This is a genomic window from Klebsiella sp. BIGb0149 (assembly GCF_004362605.1).
GTDB classification, from domain to species: Bacteria; Pseudomonadota; Gammaproteobacteria; order Enterobacterales; family Enterobacteriaceae; genus Klebsiella; species Klebsiella terrigena.
This window is the reverse complement of sequence record NZ_SNYG01000001.1, coordinates 597,206-612,971: the sequence shown is the minus strand read 5'-3', so window position 1 is coordinate 612,971 and position 15,766 is coordinate 597,206. Positions and strand designations below refer to the sequence as shown.

Genomic DNA, 15,766 nt, shown 5'->3' with positions numbered 1-15,766 from the left:
AAATTAACTTTTTAGCCATAGCTATAAAATATAGCCTGTGCTATATCTGTATGTAATGCAGACATCCTTCACCGAGCGAAGGACGAAAGCGCAGGAGGTTACGATGAACGAACTCAAGAGGTGCTTACAAGTGTTTACCCACTCTCCATTTAAAGTACGCTTAATGCTAATCGGCATGCTGTGCGATCTGCTCAACGGCAAAAAAGAGCAGGACAAACCGGGCAACTAACGCGGCGTCGCGGTACGCCGCTTCATTTTTTCGTCATAATTCCTCGTCATACTGGCCCGTTTGCCCTCCTTTCCCGGACTTTTTTCAAGTTTTGTAAGCTTTCTCCCAAAACAATCCGTTATGGCTAGTTGACCTTAGCATTTGCAAGCCCTATCTTTTGTCAGCCCTGCCACTACTGCGGCTCGCAGAGACCCTCTTCCGGCACTGTCCAGCAGGTTTTACCCCTTGATGCCAGGGGATGCACATGGCGTCTTTTTGATTGTTAACTATGAACCTCACCCTGAAAGAAACGCTGGTCGCTCGTGGGCTGGTCCTGAACCCGTGGACCGGATTCTACTTTTTACAGTCCCTGCTGATTAACCTGGCCCTTGGCTACGATTTTAGCCTGCTCTACGCCGTTGCCTTTACATGCGTGCTACATCTGCTGTGGCGCAGCTTCCCGCGCGCGCAGAAGGTGGTGGTCGGCGGCTACTCGCTGCTTGCCGCGCTCTATTATCCGTTTGGCCAGGCCTACGGTGCGCCCAATTTCAATACGCTGCTGGCGCTGCACGCCACCAACGTCGAAGAATCCACCGAAATTTTGACCATCTTCCCGTGGTACAGCTATCTGCTGGCGGTGTTTATTTTTGCGCTGGGCGTCATTGCCGTACGCCGCAAGCCGGACGAACGCAAGCGCTGGAGCAAAATGGAGAGCCTGGGACTGCTGTTCAGCGTCGGCATCTTCTTCCTGCAGCCGGTGCAGAATCTGGCGTGGGGCGGCGTCTTCAAAGTGATTGATACCGGCTACCCGGCCCTGCGCTTCGTCAAAGACGTGGTGGTCAATAACAATGAGGTGCTGGATGAGCAGGCGCGCATGGCGCAGCTGGCGAATATGAAAGATAGCTGGCACGTCGTGGCGGTGAAGCCCAAATATCACCTGTACGTGGTGGTGATTGGCGAAAGCGCGCGCCGCGACGCGCTCGGCGCCTTCGGCGGCCACTGGGACAACACCCCTTTCGCCAGCTCGGTGAACGGCTATCTGTTCAACGACTACATTGCGGCGAGCGGTTCAACGCAAAAGTCGCTGGGCCTGACGCTTAACCGCGTCGTTGACGGCAAGCCGCAGTACCAGGATAACTTCGTCACGCTGGCCAACCGCGCGGGCTTCCAGACCTGGTGGTTCTCGAATCAGGGGCAAATCGGCGAGTACGATACGGCGATTGCCAGTATTGCCAAGCGCGCCGACGAGGTGCAGTTCCTCAAAAACGGTGATTTTGAGGCCAATAAAAACACCCAGGATGAGCAGCTGCTGAAGCTAACCGAGCAGGTGCTCTCCACCCAGCGGACTCAGCCGCAGCTGATCGTCCTGCACCTGATGGGCTCGCACCCGCAGGCCTGCGACCGCACCAGGGGAAAATATACGGTATTCGTGCAGTCGAAGGAGACCTCGTGCTACCTCTACAGCATGACGCAAACCGACGCCCTGCTGGGCAAACTCTATAGCCAGCTGCAGAACTCCGGCGACAGCTTCTCGATGACCTATTTCTCCGATCACGGCCTGGCCTTCAAGGAGCGCGGGAAAGAGGTGCAGTATCTGGCGCACGACGATAAGTTCCAGCAGAACTTCCAGGTGCCGTTCATGGTGCTGTCCAGCGATGATAAAGCGCACAAGGTTATCAAAGCCCGCCGCTCGGCCAACGATTTCCTCGGCTTCTTCTCGCAGTGGACCGGGATCAGCGCCGAGGAGATAAAGCCGCGCTATCGCTTTATCTCTGAGCAAAAGGCCGGACCGGTTTTCATCACCAACTTCCAGCTGCAGAAAGTGGACTATACCCATCTGGGCAGCGACCTGTTCACCACCCAGTAGGCCACCTCATGCGCCATCGGGATGCTGATGGCGACGGGTTTGTCGAGTGACAGGCAAAAAAAATCCGCCCCTGTGAGGCGGATTTTTTATATCACCGAAGTGATTAGAAGCGGTAACCAACGCCCGCGATCCAGGTACCAACGTCAACGTTACGAATGCGAGACTGCTCGTAAGAGAAGTCCAGAGCAACGTTTTCGATCGGGTTGAACTGCAGACCAGCGCCGTAGGAGAAACCGTAGTCGCTCATGTCAGCTTTGTTCGGGTAGCTGTTGTCCTGGAATTTACCGTAACCAACACCCACTACGCCGTAGATGCTTGCCCAGTCGTTGATGCGGTAAGCCGGACCAGCGGTGATGCCGTAGTACTGGCCTTTTTCGTATACGCCAGATTCGGTGCGATCTTTTTCAGTGTAGGTGAAGGAACCGATAACACCCAGCGGGCTATTGTCTTGCTCGTAACGGTACTTCAGGTTGAAACCGCCTGCTTTATTCGCTTCGCCCTGCATGTCGCTCTGAGCATAACCACCGGTAACGGTAGAAGTTGCAGCGAACGCGGTACCTACGGATGCAGCCAGTACAACAGCCAGTGCTGAAAAACGTGCAATTTTATTCATAACCACCTCAAATGTGTTTCTAATAAGTCCTAAGTCTTAAATATATCAAAAACTTTCAGGAAACTCTTTCCGCTTTACACTGTCTAACATACTTTTTCATGTAACCAAAAGTTTCCACAAAACTATAACAAACTGGAAAACAACCGTTTTTAGCGGATACAATCATATTTATGCGCGTAGCTTGCCGGAGATGCATCCAGATTATTCCTAATCACCAGACGAGTGTTTCAGCGGCGCGCTTCTGATTGTACTCCCCTCGCCGAGGATTTTTTCAACATTAGCTCAACTGCGGTTGGGTAATTCATTTACACTGGAACCTTTACCGGTTTTGACAAATTTTGACAGGAGAAAGGATGCCCGGCTCGTCCCGAAAGGTCCCGGCGTGGTTGCCGACGGCAGTTATTTTAATCGCCATGATCTCTATTCAGAGCGGCGCGTCGCTGGCGAAATCGCTCTTTCCGCTGGTTGGCGCGCCCGGCGTGACGGCCCTGCGCCTGGCGCTAGGCACCCTGATTCTGGTGGTCATTTTCAAGCCCTGGAGGCTGCGCTTCGCCCGCGAACAGCGCCTGCCGCTGCTCTTTTACGGCCTCGCGCTGGGGGCGATGAACTATCTGTTCTATCTCTCAATTCAGCGCATACCGCTGGGCATTGCGGTGGCCCTCGAGTTTACCGGCCCGCTGGCGGTGGCCCTCTTTGGCTCGCGGCGTCCGCTCGACTTCGTATGGGTGGTTCTGGCGGTTCTGGGGCTATGGTATCTCCTGCCGCTGGGGCAGGACGTGGCGCAGGTCGATCTCACCGGCGCGCTGCTGGCGCTGGGCGCCGGGGCCTGCTGGGCGGTCTATATACTTACCGGCCAGCGCGCGGGCGAAGAGCACGGCCCGGCAACGGTGGCGATGGGCTCGCTCATTGCCGCGGTGATTTTTGTGCCGCTGGGTATGCTGCAGGCAACCGATACGCTATTCCAGTGGTCGCTGCTGCCGCTGGGCCTGGCGATCGCCGTGCTCTCTACCGCGCTCCCCTACTCGCTGGAAATGATCGCCCTCACCCGCATGCCGACCAAAACATTCGGCACGCTGATGAGCATGGAGCCCGCCCTTGCCGCGCTGTCGGGAATGGTGTTCCTTGGCGAGACGCTGACCTTCACGCAGACCCTGGCGCTGGGGGCGATTATCCTTGCCTCGATGGGTTCGACGCTGACGATGCGACGGGAAACGAAGCTGAAAAAAGTCGATATCGGCTAAATTGTCAGACGGTTCTGTACGGCCAACGCGCCGTACAGCGCTCACGCACAAATGCGCTCAACCCATTGAGTTAAATGCCTTTTCAAATTATCAACAAGCCTGCGCTATCAAACCGATAGAGACTACCGACACCGCCTTCTGCGTATCCGTTGCTATACTTGTTCCCATGAGTTACCGGGGACAAGCGCTCCATATAATTCGATTTGAAGTATGACGAGTATAAATATCAAGAGGATATGAAACTATGAGTACCGCAAAACTGGTTAAAACTAAAGCATCTAACCTGCTCTATACCCGCAACGATGTGACCGACAGCGAAAAGAAAGCCACCGTTGAGCTGCTCAATCGTCAGGTTATCCAGTTCATCGACCTGTCGCTGATCACCAAACAGGCTCACTGGAATATGCGCGGTGCCAACTTTATTGCCGTTCATGAAATGCTGGACGGCTTCCGCACGGCGCTGACCGAGCACCTCGATACGATGGCCGAACGCGCCGTCCAGCTCGGCGGCGTTGCGCTGGGCACCACTCAGGTTATCAACAGCAAAACTCCGCTGAAAAGCTACCCGCTGGACATTCACACCGTCCAGGACCACCTGAAAGAGCTGGCCGACCGCTACGCGATCGTGGCGAACGACGTGCGCAAAGCGATTAGCGAGGCAAAAGACGAAGATACGGCCGACATCTTCACCGCCGCTTCTCGCGATCTGGATAAATTCCTGTGGTTTATCGAATCTAATATCGAATAATCGCCACGCCGACTGCCGTCAGCCCCGCTGGCGGCATTTCCCTCCCTCCTCGCCTCACGTTTCCCGCTTTTTTTATCACCGCGCGCCATCGCACTCTTTTAGTGCATCACAATGGTCAAAATGCGTACTAAAGTAAATCAAATGTAATAATCACCTCACACAATCGTTACAGCAAGATTGTTTTCCCATCGGTGTTTGCGTTAAAAATGCTCTTGTTATTCGGCATATTTATGACGCACCAAAACAGCGCCCCGTTATGGTGCAGATTCCGTTTGCCAGACCCGAAAGCGTGCAACAGGAACCACCCTGGTTGTTATAAAACAACAAGTTGTAAAACTGGCACGATTTTTTCATAGGGTTACTCGTTCTCGCAGGGGATCGTCCCGTGGATATAAAAGGAAATGCTATGAAGTCTGTATTAAAAGTTTCACTGGCTGCACTGACCCTGGCTTTTGCGGTTTCTTCCCAGGCCGCTGAAAAACAACTGATTGTTGCGACCGATACGGCGTTTGTTCCGTTTGAATTTAAGCAAGGCGATAAGTACGTTGGCTTCGATGTCGACCTGTGGGCCGCCATCGCTAAAGAGCTGAAACTGGACTATACCCTGAAGCCAATGGATTTCAGCGGCATCATCCCGGCGCTGCAAACGAAAAACATCGACCTCGCGCTGGCGGGGATTACCATTACCGAAGAGCGTAAAAAAGCGATCGACTTCTCCGATGGCTACTATAAAAGCGGCCTGCTGGTGATGGTGAAAGCGAACAACAACGACATCAAAGACGTGAAGGATCTGAACGGCAAAGTGGTCGCGGTTAAAGGCGGCACCGGCTCCGTTGACTACGCTAAGGCCAACATCAAAACCAAAGACCTGCGCCAGTTCCCGAACATCGATAACGCCTACATGGAGCTGGGCACCGGCCGCGCCGATGCCGTGCTGCACGATACGCCAAACATCCTCTACTTCATCAAAACCGCCGGCCACGGCCAGTTCAAAGCGGTGGGCGACTCGCTGGAAGCGCAGAGCTACGGCATCGCGTTCCCGAAAGGCAGCGACGATCTGCGTGAAAAAGTGAACGGCGCGCTGAAAACCCTGCGCGAAAACGGTACCTACAACGAAATTTATAAAAAATGGTTCGGTACTGAGCCAAAATAATAATCAGACCGTATCCGCACGGATATATCTCTTACAGGCCTGCTGAGGTCTGGTAGCCCGGCACCGGCGCTTGCGCCCTCTGCCGGGGATCGCCTCGCAGCAGGCCTGAGTCATTTTTTCTCAGAGGACCATCCTCTGCTTTCGACACGGTAACAGGAACGAATTATGCAGTTTGACTGGAGTGCCATCTGGCCCGCCATTCCAATTTTGCTGGAAGGCGCCAAAATGACGCTGTGGATCTCGGTCCTCGGCCTGGCTGGCGGTCTGATAATCGGCCTCGTCGCCGGTTTCGCCCGCTGCTTTGGCGGCTGGATAGCGAACCACATCGCGCTGGTCTTTATTGAAATTATTCGCGGCACCCCGATCGTGGTGCAGGTCATGTTTATCTACTTCGCCCTGCCGATGGCGTTTAATGATTTACGCATCGATCCGTTCTCCGCCGCGGTAGTGACCATCATGATCAACTCCGGCGCCTACATCGCGGAAATTACCCGCGGCGCGGTGCTCTCTATCCACAAGGGCTTCCGCGAAGCCGGCCTGGCGCTCGGACTGTCACGAAGCGAAACGATTCGCCACGTGATCCTGCCGCTGGCGCTGCGCCGCATGCTGCCGCCGCTGGGCAACCAGTGGATCATCAGCATCAAAGATACCTCGCTCTTTATCGTCATCGGCGTTGCCGAACTGACCCGCCAGGGACAGGAGATTATTGCCGGTAACTTCCGCGCGCTGGAGATCTGGAGCGCCGTTGCCGTTATCTATCTCATTATCACCCTGGTTCTGAGCTTTATTCTGCGCCGTCTTGAAAGAAGGATGAAAATCCTGTGATTGAATTTAAAAACGTTTCCAAGCACTTTGGCCCAACCAAGGTGCTGCACGATATCGATCTGAAGATTAACAAAGGTGAAGTCGTGGTGATTATCGGGCCTTCCGGCTCAGGTAAATCAACCCTGCTGCGCTGCATCAACAAGCTGGAAGAGATAACCAGCGGCGAGCTGATCGTCGACGGCCTGAAGGTCAACGATCCGAAGGTAGACGATCGCCTGATCCGCCAGGAAGCCGGCATGGTGTTCCAGCAGTTCTATCTCTTCCCGCACCTGACGGCGCTGGAGAACGTCATGTTCGGGCCGCTGCGCGTGCGCGGCGCGAAGAAAGAGGCGGCCGAGAAGCTGGCGAAAGATCTGCTGGAAAAAGTGGGGCTGGCGGAACGCGCGCACCACTATCCTTCAGAGCTCTCCGGCGGCCAGCAGCAGCGTGTAGCCATCGCCCGCGCGCTGGCGGTGAAGCCGAAAATGATGCTGTTCGATGAGCCCACCTCCGCGCTGGATCCGGAGCTGCGCCATGAAGTGCTGAAGGTAATGCAGGATCTGGCAGAGGAAGGGATGACGATGGTTATCGTGACCCACGAAATCGGCTTCGCCGAAAAAGTGGCCTCGCGCCTGATCTTCATCGACAAAGGGCGTATCGCGGAGGATGGCGATCCGCAGGTTCTGGTCAAGAACCCGCCCAGCCCGCGCCTGCGCGAATTCCTGCAGCACGTTGCCTGATAGCCAACGGCTCCCCCGTCGCGGGGAGCCGCTTTCCAGATTCATCCCACCCCCGTCCTCCCGATATCGTCTTCTATACTTACTGGTTTGAGACGCAATGGAGGTGCTCGTGCCGTGGATCCTGTTACTGCTTGCCGCTCTATTTACCGCCCCGCTTTCGGCCGCAGCCCTGCCCGGCGTCCCGACCGCCGCCCCGCAGCAGTCCGCCAGCAACGAACCCGACCTTGAGAAGAAAAAGGCCGCCTACGCGGCGCTGGCCGACGTGCTGGATAACGACGCCGCTCGCCAGGAGCTCATCGACCAGCTGCGCACCGCCGCCGCCACGCCGCCGCCGGCCAGCGCGCCCACGCTGACGCCGCCGAAAGAGGAAGAGCAGCCGACGGTGCTGGAAAACGTCACCCACATCAGCCGCGAATACGGCGAGCGCTTCTCGTCGCGTTTCTCGCAGCTGTGGCGCAATATTACCGGCGCGCCGCATAAGCCTTTCCATGCCGATACCTTCCGCCACGCTGCGAGCACCTTCCTGATGCTGGCGGCGCTGGTCTTTGCCTTCTGGTGGCTGGTGCGGCTGGCCGCGCTGCCGCTGTATCGCAAAATGGGCCAGTGGGGGCGGCATAAAAACCACGATCGCAGCAACTGGCTGCAGCTGCCGGCCACGATTGCCGGGGCCTTTATCTTCGACCTGATCCTGCTGGCGCTCACGCTGTTCGTTGGCCAGCTGCTCAGCGACAGGCTCAACGGCGGCAACCGCACCATCGCCTTCCAGCAAAGTCTGTTCCTGAACGCCTTCGCGCTGATCGAGTTCTTCAAAGCTATTCTGCGGCTGATTTTCTGCCCACGGGTGGCGGAGCTGCGGCCGTTTAACCTCAGCGACGACGGTGCGAAATACTGGAACCTGCGCCTGAGCGCGCTCAGCAGCCTGATTGGCTACGGCCTGATCGTCGCCGTACCGATTATCTCTAACCAGGTCAACGTCCAGGTCGGCGCGCTGGCCAACGTGGCCATTATGCTGTGCATCACCCTGTGGGCGCTGTACCTGATTTTTCATAACAAACACGTGATTACCGAAGGGCTGATTCATCTGGCGGACCGCTCGCTGGCCTTCTTCAGCCTGTTTATCCGCGCCTTCGCGCTGGTCTGGCACTGGCTGGCCTGCGCCTATTTCATCGTGCTGTTTTTCTTCTCGCTTTTCGACCCGGGCAACAGCCTGAAGTTTATGATGGGCGCCACGGTGCGCAGCCTGGCGATCGTCGGCGCCGCGGCGCTGATCTCCGGCATTTTGTCGCGCTGGATAGCCAAAACCATCACCCTGTCGCCGCAAACCCAGCGCAGCTATCCTGAGCTGCAGAAGCGGCTCAACGGCTGGATCTCCGTGGCGCTGAAGGTGGCGCGCATTTTGGTGGTCGCCGTCGCCATTATGCTGCTGCTCAGCGCCTGGGGGCTGTTCGATTTCTGGAACTGGATACATAACGGCGCCGGGCAGAAGGCGGTGGATGTGATTATCCGCATCGCGCTGATCCTGTTCTTTTCCGCCATCGGCTGGACGCTGCTCGCCAGCCTGATAGAGAACCGCCTCGCCTCGGATATTCACGGCCGTCCGCTGCCCGGCGCCCGGGCGAGAACGCTGCTGACGCTGTTTCGCAACGCGCTGGCGGTGATCATCAGCACCATCACCGTGATGATCCTGCTCTCGGAAGTGGGGGTCAATATCGCTCCGCTGCTGGCGGGCGCGGGGGCGCTGGGGCTGGCAATCTCCTTCGGCGCGCAAACGCTGGTAAAAGATATTATCACCGGCATTTTTATTCAGTTTGAAAACGGGATGAACACCGGCGATCTGGTGACGATCGGGCCGTTAACCGGCACGGTGGAGCGGATGTCGATTCGCTCGGTCGGGGTGCGCCAGGATACCGGCGCCTACCATATTATTCCGTGGTCTTCGATCACCACCTTCGCCAACTTCGTGCGCGGGATCGGCTCGGTGGTGGCTAACTACGACGTCGACCGCCATGAGGATCTGGATAAGGCCAATCAGGCGCTGAAGGATGCGGTGGCGGACGTGATGGCCCAGGAGGAGGTGCGCGGGCTGGTGATTGGCGAGCCGTCGTTCGCCGGGCTTGTCGGCCTGAGCAATACCGCCTTTACCCTGCGGGTGACCTTTACCACGCTGCCGCTGAAGCAGTGGACGGTGCGTTTTGCGCTGGATACGCAGGTCAAAAGGCATTTCGACCTTGCCGGCGTGCGCGCCCCGGTGCAAACCTACCAGGTGCTGCCGATGACGCCCGCCGCCGTTGACGGGCCGCCGGCCCCGGCGGAGCCAACGCTATAGCGCCCCGGCTGCACGGAGCAGACCGGGGCGCCAGCAACGCTAAGCGGAGGTGCGGCCGGCGAACGGCTTAAAACGCGCGTCGGCGCTTTGCCTCATCCATAAAGGTCCAGGCGATAAAGCGGCTCTGCTTCTGCCCCTGCGCCATCTCTTTTTTCACCACCTTCACCGCGCCGACTTCTGTCAGGGCGCGATACAGCGGCGGCAGGTTGTCGCCGCGGGAGACCAGCGACGTAAACCATTTCACCTGGCGCCCAAACTGCTGGCTCTCCTCAATCATTCGGGTGATGAAGGCCACTTCGCCGCCTTCACACCACAGCTCCTGCTGCTGGCCACCAAAGTTCATCACGCTATCGGCGCCCAGGCCCAGGTTACGGCGTTTGCGCTCGCCGCCCGCCTGCGCGCTGGCGGCAGAGTCGTGGAACGGCGGGTTGCACAGCGTCGCGTCAAAGCATTCATTTTTATGGATCACGCCGGTAAAGATCGCCGTGGCGTCTTTTTGACGACGCAGGCGAATCTGGCGGCTCATTCCCGGGTTGCCGGCGATAATGGCCTGAGCGCTGGAGATCGCTTCCTGGCTGATTTCGCTGCCGGTAAAGCGCCAGCCGTATTCATGTGCGCCGATCAGCGGGTAGATACAGTTTGCGCCGGTGCCGACATCGAGAATGCTCGCGTTCTCAGGAATAGTGCCGGTATCCAGCGCCAGCAGGTCGGCGAGATGGTGGATATAATCCGCCCTTCCCGGCACCGGCGGACACAGGAAGCCATCCGGAATATCCCAGTGTTTCACCGCGTAAAAGTGCGCCAGCAGCGCCTTATTCAGCGCCTTCACCGCGAGTGGGTTGGCAAAGTCAACGGTCTGCTCGCCCGCCGGATTCAGGGTGATAAAACCCTCGAGCTCGGGATGAGCCAGGCAGAGCTCGGGCAAATCATAACGTTGATGGTGACGGTTACGCGGGTGTAACCCCGGTTTCTGGGCTTTCATGGCAATCTCCTTTGAACAGCCGCGTAAGATACCCGTTGACGGCGGCGCGGTAAATAAGGGAGTCTGGATATCTCCTCTTCGGTTACGGGTATTCTATGTATTTCTATCAACCTTCGCAGGGACACGGTCTGCCACACGACCCGCTCAACGCCATTATCGGGCCGCGCCCTATCGGCTGGATCGCCTCGCTGGATGCGGCAGGACAGCGTAATCTCGCGCCCTACAGTTTCTTTAACTGCTTCAACTATCGGCCACCAATTATCGGCTTTGCCAGCAGCGGTTGGAAGGATAGCGTACAGAATATTGTCGAAACGAAAGAATTTGTCTGGAACCTGGCGACCCGCCCGCTGGCCGAAGCCATGAACGAGACCTCTGCCAGCCTCCCGCGCCACGAAGATGAATTCACTCGCGCCGGGCTGACCGCCGCCGCCAGCCGGATCGTCGCCGCTCCGCGGGTTGCACAAAGCCCGGTGAACTTTGAGTGTCGCCTCTCGCAGTGTATCCGCCTGACCGCCGCCGACGGCACCCCCGTCGATAGCTGGCTGGTACTTGGCGAGGTTGTCGCGGTTCATATCGACGAGTCGCTGCTGGAAGAGGGCATCTATCAGACCGCCAAAGCCCAGCCGATCCTGCGCGCCGGTGGCCCGAGCGCCTACTACGGTATTGATGAAAGCCAGCGTTTTGACCTGATCCGCCCCGACGCCCGCTAGCGCCATCCCGGCGCCGACTCGCCGTCCGTCCGCCACGACGTTATTCGCGCGGGCGAGCGGCGTTTGCGCAAAAAAAATCGTTGTTTAGCCTCAATTTTTTATCCTGCTTATCCTCCGGCAAAGGCCTAAACTTAGAGTATGTCCCATGCCGTTAATGAGGATATGCTCATGAGAAAATCTCTGCTGCTACTCGCGACTGTCGCCCTTGCCGCCGCCTCCTTTACTGCCCAGCCCGCAGCCCCCCTCTCCGCTCCCGCCGATACCGGCCCGCTGCGGCCTTCAGGCACCGTCTCCGCCTCCGGCGCCAGCAATCTCGACGATCTGCAGGCCCAGCTGGCGCAAAAAGCGCATCAGCAGGGGGCGATAGCCTGGCGAATCAACTCTGCCGGCGGCACAAACAGGATGGCAGGCACCGCCATCATCTATAAATAACGTCCCGACGGCCCGGGCAGGGAGCGGACTTCCCACCGCCCTGGCCCACGTTCGCCCTGTTCTCTGCTGACAAAATCGGTTTATGTAGAAAAAATGCAGCGAATGTAAATAAATGTATTTATTTTTTTATAAATGAGTGATAGAAAATCTGCCGTTGTTTGATAATGCTTATCACAATCATTATCAAAAGCATTGTTGTTGTAACAAACACCTGCAGTGGTCGGGGGCACGGCATCGCTTTGCCTGCGGTCTTAATGGCTCAAATTAAAACTATAAGTTGCTCATTGAAATGGATAAAAAACACAATTTACCGTTCAGCAGTTTTGGCTCGCTGACGATCTTTACCGGCCTGTGTCTGAGCCTGTCGCCGACAGGCCAGGTGCTGGCAGCCGATAGCACTGAAAAAAACGGCGGTGAAACGCTGGTGGTAGAGGCGCAGGCGCCCTCGCTGTATGCCCCAACCCAATCCGCTGACCCCAAGTTTTCCCGCCCGCTGGCAGATACCACGCGGACGATAACGGTGGTTTCCGATCAGGTGATGAAAGATCAGGGCGTCACCAACCTCACCGATGCGTTGAAAAACGTCCCGGGCGTGGGGGCCTTTTATGCCGGTGAAAACGGTAGCTCATCAACCGGCGACTCCGTTTATATGCGCGGTGTCGATACGTCAAACAGCATCTACGTTGATGGCGTTCGCGATATCGGCAGCGTGACCCGCGATACCTTTAACACCGAACAGGTCGAAGTCATCAAGGGCCCATCGGGTTCTGACTACGGCCGCAGCGCGCCAAGCGGCTCGATCAATATGATCAGCAAGCAGCCGCGCCTGGACTCCGGCATTGACGCCTCCGCCAGCGTCGGCAGCGCCTGGTTCCGCCGCGGCACGCTCGACATCAACCAGGCGGTCGGCGAAACCAGCGCGGTGCGTCTGAACCTGATGGGGGAGAAAACCCACGACGCCGGTCGCGATAACGTTAAAAATGAACGCTACGGGATTGCGCCGTCGGCCGCCTTCGGCCTCGGCACGGAGAACCGTCTCTATCTCAACTATCTGCACGTGACCCAGCACAACACGCCGGACGGCGGTATTCCGACCATCGGCCTGCCGGGATACTCCGCGCCGAGCGCGGGAACCGCGGCCCTGAACCACTCCGGTAAAGTCGCGACCAGCAACTTCTACGGCACCGATTCGGATTACGACGATTCCACCACCGATACGGTGACCATGCGCTTCGAGCACGACCTGAGCGATACCACGACCATCCGTAACACCACCCGCTGGTCGCGCGTGAAGCAGGATTATTTGCTCACCGCGGTGATGGGCGGCGCGTCGAACATTACCCAGCCGGACCCAAACGACGTCGGCACCTGGACCTGGTCGCGCCTGGCGAACACCAAGGACGTCAGCAACAAAATTCTGACCAACCAGACTAACCTGACCTCAAAGTTCTATACCGGATCGATCGGTCATGACATCAGCGCCGGTTTCGAGCTGACCCGCGAAACGCAGACCAACTACGGCGTTTATCCCATCACGCCGCCGGCGGTGAATATTTACCACCCGAACAGCGCGGTCTCCATCGGCGGCCTGGATCGCAGCGGCGCCAACGCCAACGGCCAGACCGACACCTTCGGGGTATACGCCTTTGATACCCTGCAGATTACCCGTGATTTCGAGCTGAACGGCGGCATTCGCCTGGATAACTACCAGACCAAATACGACAGCGCCAGCCTGTGCGGCGGTACCGGACGCGGCGCCATTGCCTGCCCGGACGGCGTAGCCAAAAACAGCCCGGTGACCACCGTTGATACCTCCACCAGCGGCAATCTGGTGAACTGGAAAGCCGGCGCGCTGTATCACCTGACCGACAACGGCAACGTCTACGTCAACTACGCCATCTCCCAGCAGCCTCCGGGCGGCAACAACTTTGCCCTGGCGCAGAGCGGAACGGGAAATAGCGCTAACCGCACCGATTTCCAGCCGCAGAAAGCGAAAACCAGCGAAGTCGGCACCAAGTGGGAGCTGATGGACAAGCGCCTGCTGCTGACGGCGGCCCTGTTCCGTACCGATATTGAGAACGAAGTCGAGCAAAACGACGACGGCACCTATTCGCAGTATGGTAAGAAGCGCGTCGAAGGCTACGAGCTGTCGCTGGCCGGCAATATCACCCAGAACTGGCAGGTTATCGGCGGCTATACCCAGCAGCACGCCAGCGTTCGTGAGGGCAAAAACATCGCCCAGGACGGTACCAGCTCGCTGCCGTACACCCCTGAGCACGCCTTTACCGTCTGGAGCCAGTATCAGGCCACCGACGCCCTCGCCCTTGGCGCCGGCGCGCGCTATGTCGGCAGTATGCACCGCGGCAGCGACGGCGCCGTCGGCACGCCGTCCTATACCGAAGGCTACTGGGTGGCAGATGCGAAGGTCGGCTATCGCATTAACCGTAATCTCGATCTGCAGCTGAACGTCTATAACCTGTTTGATACCAACTATGTCGCCTCAATCAACAAGAGCGGCTACCGCTATCATCCGGGCGAACCGCGTACGTTCCTGCTGACCGCCAACGTGCACTTCTAATCCACACGCGGGGCGGCAACGCCCCGCTTGTTCAGGAGAAACAACCATGATGTACCATATCCCCGCCGTTCTCAGCCCGCAGGAAGTTGACGATTTTCGCGGGCAGCTGCAGCAGGCCGAGTGGGTTGACGGACGCGCAACCACCGGCGATCAGGGCGCGCAGGTAAAAAATAATCAGCAGGTCGACACCCGCAGCGCGCTGTACGACGAGCTGCAGGGTAAAGTGCTGGCGGCGCTCAACCGCAGCTCGCTGTTTTTCGCCGCCGCGCTGCCAAAAACCCTCTCCAGCCCGCTTTTCAACCGTTACCAGCAGAGCGAAACCTACGGTTTTCACGTTGACGGCGCGGTCCGCAGTCAGGCCCAGGGCGGCTGGATGCGGACCGACCTTTCCGCCACCCTGTTTCTGAGCGCCCCGGAGGAGTATATCGGCGGCGAGCTGGTCATCAACGATACCTACGGACAGCACGCGGTTAAGCTCCCGGCGGGCGATCTGGTGCTCTACCCTTCCAGCAGCCTGCACTGCGTGACCCCGGTAACCCAGGGCGCCCGCGTCGCCTCCTTCCTGTGGGTTCAGTCGATGATCCGCGATGATAAACGGCGCGCGATGCTGTTTGAGCTGGACGGCACTATCCAGGCGCTGAAGAGCCGCCACGGCGAGAGTGAAGAGGTCCTGTCACTGCTCAACCTGTACCATAACCTGCTGCGGGAATGGTCAGAGATCTAAGCCTTGTCTGACCCTTTTCTGCCCCCATCTTATCTATACTCTTCTTATTTCCGGCGGCCGTCGCGCGGATAAAGCGCGCTCACGCCGCGCCGTTTTCCACATACCGGGAAAGCGCGGACCCCGCCGCCGGGCGGCAGAGTGAACGACTTAGATTCTCTGTTAATTGATACAGCATCAGATGGGAGGTACATCATGGCATCAGGCTGGGCAAATGATGACGCGGTGCAGCAGCAGATCGACAGCACGATTGACGATGCGGTTGCGCGGGCGCGAAGCGAGCTGCCGGGCGGCGAGAGCCACAAATTTTGTGATGAATGCGGAGAGCCCATTCCTGAGGCCCGACGCAGGGCGATTGCCGGGGTCAGGTACTGCGTGAAATGCCAACAGGATAAAGACTTACATAACAATACATTTTCAGGATATAATCGCCGTGGTTCCAAGGATAGCCAGCTACGTTGACCTTCCTTTACCGTTCATTACCACAGATCGCATTATCTTTTCGCGCACGTTTTTTGGCGAATAAAGTAGCAAAATGTGCCCTAAAAGCCCGCAGCACTTCTTTGCCGAAGCCGGTGCCCCGTTTCTGATAAATAATTTATTAATAATCAATAAATTAATAATCATTCAAAAAATTCGATGG

At 57.6% G+C, this 15,766-nt stretch carries 15 protein-coding genes; 13 read left to right on the top strand and 2 right to left on the bottom strand.

All coding sequences use genetic code 11. The annotated features are described in order from the left end of the window. Positions 1 to 103 precede the first annotated feature (103 nt). Entirely contained in the window at positions 104 to 229 is a 126-nt protein-coding gene (mntS, locus tag EDF75_RS02950) for a manganase accumulation protein MntS (RefSeq protein WP_041144714.1), read from the top strand. A gap of 268 nt (positions 230 to 497) precedes the next feature. Beyond that, positions 498 to 2,075, top strand: coding sequence for a phosphoethanolamine transferase (locus EDF75_RS02945; RefSeq protein ID WP_133597981.1), 1,578 nt, complete (start codon positions 498 to 500; stop codon positions 2,073 to 2,075). Positions 2,076 to 2,178: 103 nt separating this feature from the next. On the opposite strand, the gene ompX is transcribed toward EDF75_RS02945, so the two are convergent. Then, complete coding sequence (ompX, locus tag EDF75_RS02940; protein WP_041144712.1) at positions 2,179 to 2,688, bottom strand: outer membrane protein OmpX; 510 nt, start codon at positions 2,686 to 2,688, stop codon at positions 2,179 to 2,181. A gap of 353 nt (positions 2,689 to 3,041) precedes the next feature. Between ompX and rhtA the strand changes: the two genes are divergently transcribed. From rhtA to ybiO, 6 genes are all read left to right on the top strand, one after another. Further along, positions 3,042 to 3,929: a threonine/homoserine exporter RhtA gene (gene rhtA / locus EDF75_RS02935; protein WP_076945007.1), complete on the top strand. Its 888-nt coding sequence runs from the start codon at positions 3,042 to 3,044 to the stop codon at positions 3,927 to 3,929. Positions 3,930 to 4,173: 244 nt separating this feature from the next. After that, complete coding sequence (gene dps / locus EDF75_RS02930) at positions 4,174 to 4,677, top strand: DNA starvation/stationary phase protection protein Dps (protein ID WP_045854568.1); 504 nt, start codon at positions 4,174 to 4,176, stop codon at positions 4,675 to 4,677. A 406-nt stretch (positions 4,678 to 5,083) separates the two neighbouring features. Further along, a complete protein-coding gene (glnH, locus tag EDF75_RS02925; protein ID WP_133596963.1) occupies positions 5,084 to 5,830 on the top strand; it encodes a glutamine ABC transporter substrate-binding protein GlnH in 747 nt (248 codons plus the stop codon). Positions 5,831 to 5,995: 165 nt separating this feature from the next. After that, positions 5,996 to 6,655, top strand: coding sequence for a glutamine ABC transporter permease GlnP (glnP, locus tag EDF75_RS02920; RefSeq protein WP_041144708.1), 660 nt, complete (start codon positions 5,996 to 5,998; stop codon positions 6,653 to 6,655). Next, entirely contained in the window at positions 6,652 to 7,374 is a 723-nt protein-coding gene (gene glnQ / locus EDF75_RS02915) for a glutamine ABC transporter ATP-binding protein GlnQ (protein WP_045854565.1), read from the top strand. The genes glnP and glnQ overlap by 4 nt, the downstream gene beginning before the upstream one ends. A 109-nt stretch (positions 7,375 to 7,483) precedes the next feature. Continuing rightward, the gene (gene ybiO / locus EDF75_RS02910; RefSeq protein WP_133597979.1) at positions 7,484 to 9,700 is read left to right on the top strand and encodes a mechanosensitive channel protein; all 2,217 of its coding nucleotides are present in this window, start codon (positions 7,484 to 7,486) and stop codon (positions 9,698 to 9,700) included. A 67-nt stretch (positions 9,701 to 9,767) separates the two neighbouring features. Here ybiO and rlmF read toward each other — a convergent pair whose 3' ends face one another. Next, on the bottom strand, positions 9,768 to 10,682 hold the full coding sequence (gene rlmF / locus EDF75_RS02905; protein WP_045854563.1) for a 23S rRNA (adenine(1618)-N(6))-methyltransferase RlmF: 915 nt from the start codon (positions 10,680 to 10,682) through the stop codon (positions 9,768 to 9,770). Between the two features lie 95 nt (positions 10,683 to 10,777). Between rlmF and EDF75_RS02900 the strand changes: the two genes are divergently transcribed. From EDF75_RS02900 to EDF75_RS02880, 5 genes are all read left to right on the top strand, one after another. Next, on the top strand, positions 10,778 to 11,392 hold the full coding sequence (locus tag EDF75_RS02900) for a flavin reductase family protein (RefSeq protein ID WP_076945005.1): 615 nt from the start codon (positions 10,778 to 10,780) through the stop codon (positions 11,390 to 11,392). Between the two features lie 168 nt (positions 11,393 to 11,560). Continuing rightward, positions 11,561 to 11,824, top strand: a complete 264-nt coding sequence (locus EDF75_RS02895) for a YdgH/BhsA/McbA family protein (RefSeq protein WP_133596961.1) — start codon at positions 11,561 to 11,563, stop codon at positions 11,822 to 11,824. Between the two features lie 289 nt (positions 11,825 to 12,113). Then, positions 12,114 to 14,402 carry a catecholate siderophore receptor Fiu gene (locus tag EDF75_RS02890; RefSeq protein ID WP_133596959.1) on the top strand — a complete coding sequence of 763 codons (2,289 nt, stop codon included), beginning with the start codon at positions 12,114 to 12,116 and terminating at the stop codon, positions 14,400 to 14,402. A gap of 46 nt (positions 14,403 to 14,448) precedes the next feature. Further along, complete coding sequence (gene ybiX / locus EDF75_RS02885; protein WP_133596957.1) at positions 14,449 to 15,126, top strand: PKHD-type hydroxylase YbiX; 678 nt, start codon at positions 14,449 to 14,451, stop codon at positions 15,124 to 15,126. 192 nt (positions 15,127 to 15,318) lie between these two features. Further along, complete coding sequence (locus EDF75_RS02880) at positions 15,319 to 15,585, top strand: DksA/TraR family C4-type zinc finger protein (RefSeq protein WP_041147552.1); 267 nt, start codon at positions 15,319 to 15,321, stop codon at positions 15,583 to 15,585. Positions 15,586 to 15,766 lie beyond the last annotated feature (181 nt).

What these genes read in the sequence shown, in the direction of transcription:
- rhtA (WP_076945007.1), top strand. Translation starts at nt 3,042, where the DNA reads ATGCCCGGCTCGTCCCGAAAGGTCCCGGCGTGGTTGCCGACGGCAGTT.
- ompX (WP_041144712.1), bottom strand. Translation starts at nt 2,688, where the DNA reads ATGAATAAAATTGCACGTTTTTCAGCACTGGCTGTTGTACTGGCTGCA.
- EDF75_RS02900 (WP_076945005.1), top strand. Translation starts at nt 10,778, where the DNA reads ATGTATTTCTATCAACCTTCGCAGGGACACGGTCTGCCACACGACCCG.
- glnH (WP_133596963.1), top strand. Translation starts at nt 5,084, where the DNA reads ATGAAGTCTGTATTAAAAGTTTCACTGGCTGCACTGACCCTGGCTTTT.
- rlmF (WP_045854563.1), bottom strand. Translation starts at nt 10,682, where the DNA reads ATGAAAGCCCAGAAACCGGGGTTACACCCGCGTAACCGTCACCATCAA.
- dps (WP_045854568.1), top strand. Translation starts at nt 4,174, where the DNA reads ATGAGTACCGCAAAACTGGTTAAAACTAAAGCATCTAACCTGCTCTAT.
- mntS (WP_041144714.1), top strand. Translation starts at nt 104, where the DNA reads ATGAACGAACTCAAGAGGTGCTTACAAGTGTTTACCCACTCTCCATTT.
- EDF75_RS02945 (WP_133597981.1), top strand. Translation starts at nt 498, where the DNA reads ATGAACCTCACCCTGAAAGAAACGCTGGTCGCTCGTGGGCTGGTCCTG.
- EDF75_RS02890 (WP_133596959.1), top strand. Translation starts at nt 12,114, where the DNA reads ATGGATAAAAAACACAATTTACCGTTCAGCAGTTTTGGCTCGCTGACG.
- EDF75_RS02895 (WP_133596961.1), top strand. Translation starts at nt 11,561, where the DNA reads ATGAGAAAATCTCTGCTGCTACTCGCGACTGTCGCCCTTGCCGCCGCC.
- EDF75_RS02880 (WP_041147552.1), top strand. Translation starts at nt 15,319, where the DNA reads ATGGCATCAGGCTGGGCAAATGATGACGCGGTGCAGCAGCAGATCGAC.
- ybiX (WP_133596957.1), top strand. Translation starts at nt 14,449, where the DNA reads ATGATGTACCATATCCCCGCCGTTCTCAGCCCGCAGGAAGTTGACGAT.
- glnP (WP_041144708.1), top strand. Translation starts at nt 5,996, where the DNA reads ATGCAGTTTGACTGGAGTGCCATCTGGCCCGCCATTCCAATTTTGCTG.